The organism is uncultured Campylobacter sp. (assembly GCF_938045535.1).
GTDB lineage: Bacteria > Campylobacterota > Campylobacteria > Campylobacterales > Campylobacteraceae > Campylobacter_B.
Map to the genome: position 1 here is coordinate 1 of NZ_CALIMQ010000194.1, position 2,306 is coordinate 2,306.

General features: G+C 43.6%; 2 protein-coding genes. Both read left to right on the forward strand.

Features of this window, described 5'->3' with window-relative positions; all coding sequences use genetic code 11:
- A partial coding sequence (locus Q0095_RS06010; RefSeq protein ID WP_297882297.1) for a GspE/PulE family protein occupies positions 1-869 on the forward strand: 869 nt, incomplete at its 5' end.
- On the forward strand, positions 866-2,110 hold the full coding sequence (locus Q0095_RS06015) for a type II secretion system F family protein (RefSeq protein ID WP_297882299.1): 1,245 nt from the start codon (positions 866-868) through the stop codon (positions 2,108-2,110). The genes Q0095_RS06010 and Q0095_RS06015, both read left to right, overlap by 4 nt.
- The last annotated feature ends 196 nt before the right edge of the window (positions 2,111-2,306 follow it).

A 2,306-nucleotide genomic window follows, 5' to 3' on the forward strand; every position in this document is an offset into this window, starting at 1 on the left:
CTATTATCAATGGCGAATCTACCGTTATGCGTATCCTCGATAAATCCAAGGTTATCATAAGTCTGGAAAAGCTCGGTATGCACCCTGATAGCTTTAAGAAATTTAATAACGCTATGAAGGCTCCATATGGTATTATCTTGGTTACCGGACCTACGGGAAGCGGTAAGTCTACGACGCTATATGCAGCGCTAAACGATATTAAAAATATCGATACTAAGGTTATTACCGTAGAAGATCCAGTCGAGTATCAAGTAAATTTAATCCAACAAGTTCAAGTTAACGAAAAAGCAGGTCTTACCTTTGCTTCAGCATTGCGCTCGATCTTAAGACAAGACCCCGACATCATAATGATCGGTGAGATCCGTGATCAAGAGACCCTTAGGATCGCGATCCAGGCTGCTCTTACTGGACACTTGGTTTTCTCAACCCTACACACCAACGACGCCGTTAGTGCGATCCCGCGAATAGTGGATATGGGTATAGAGGCCTACCTCATAAGTGGTGCGCTCATTGCAGTAGAGGCACAGCGTCTCGTGCGAAAGCTTTGCCCGCACTGCAAGCAGCCTACGAATCTGCCTAAATCGATGCTTGATCAGCTGAAGGAATTTTTGCCTGAAAAATACACATTTTTTAAGGCCGTAGGTTGCGATCAATGTGGTCAGACGGGCTACATGGGGCGTGAGATGATTAGTGAAATTTTACCTATTACCGATAAAATGCAGAGCTTGATCGCTAACGGTGGCTCAAAGGACGATATGAGAGCCTTAGCGAAGGAGGAGGGTTTTATAGATATGTTTGAAGATGGTGTTATACGTGCTGCGCGCGGAGTAACTAGTATAGAAGAAATTTATAGGGTGGCTAAACAATGAAAAAGCAATTAGAAGTTGAATACAACGCCAAGGGCGCAAGAAGAAAGATGTTTTTGCAAGCTAACGATAAGGTGCAAGCAAACAATCTCATGAAGCAGCGCGTAGGCGGGACGATCGTAAAAAGAGGTGAAACCCAGGTTGTAGCCAATACGGGCGGCGATTTTAAGGCGCAGGTTTCGCGCATGCTAGGTGGTAGCGGAAGAGTTAGAACGTTGCCGTTAGTAGCGTCGATCCGCCAGCTTTCGGTTATGACAAATGCGGGAATTTCAATCCACGACTCGATCAAAGAGGTCGCAAGGGCGGCAGAGGATAAGACGCTAAAAGAGATTTTTAGTGCTATGAACGACGATCTTAACGCAGGTCTTAGTCTTACCGAATCTTCGGAGAAATTTAGAGGACAGCTCGGTGATGTCGTTGTTGCGATGGTAAGTCTGGGCGAAGCAACCGGTAATATGGCAGAGTCTCTAGCCAAGCTTGCCGCTATGCTTCAAGAGCTTTGGGAAAACCAGCGTAAATTTAAAAAGGCGATGCGTTATCCGATGATCCTTATGATCGTTATGGCGATTGCATTTTCGGTTTTAATGATGTATGTCGTGCCGAAATTCCGCGAGATTTTTGAGGATTTGGGCGCGGATTTGCCACTACCTACTAGAATTCTACTTGGTATCGAAAGCACGCTTAATAATTATGGAATTTTTGTTTTAGCGGGCATCATAGGCACTATCATAGCTCTTAGATGGGCATATCGCAATAATCCCGAGTTTAAAAAGGGCTTTGACAAGACGATTTTAAAGGTCTATCTATTTGGTAAGATCATATTTTTCTCTACGATGTCGCGATTTATGCTTATTTTTACAGAGCTTGTGCGAGCGGGTATTCCTATTGCAGATGCGCTGGATACATCTGTTTTAATGGTGGATAATCATACTTTAAAAGAGAAACTCTCTACCGTTAAAATCGCCGTGCAGCAGGGCGTGAGCCTAACCGAGGCGTTTAACAATACAGGGCTTTATGAGAGTATGCTTATTCAGATGATCAGCGCGGGCGAGCAGGCCGGTAACCTCGATAAGATGCTCGGCAACGTCACGGATTATTATAAAGAGAAATTTGATGATATCATCGATAATATCTCAAGCTACGTAGAGCCGATCATGCTATTTTTTATGGCGGGCATGGTTCTTCTTTTGGCTCTGGGTATCTTCATGCCTATGTGGGATCTGGGCAAAGCCGTCAAAAACTAACCCCTTTAATTCCGCGCCTGCGAGGGCGCGGAATTTTATCAAAGCATTAAAATTTCGTCTTTCAAATAAAATTTTAACCTTCGTTTGGCTAAAATACCGCTTTAAATTTAAGGATCAATCATAGTTAAAGAAATATATTTTATCGTCGTATCGGCCGTCATAATATTTTTTGGACTTGCTACTATTGCGCCCGATT

What these genes read in the sequence shown, in the direction of transcription:
- Q0095_RS06015 (WP_297882299.1), top strand. Translation starts at nt 866, where the DNA reads ATGAAAAAGCAATTAGAAGTTGAATACAACGCCAAGGGCGCAAGAAGA.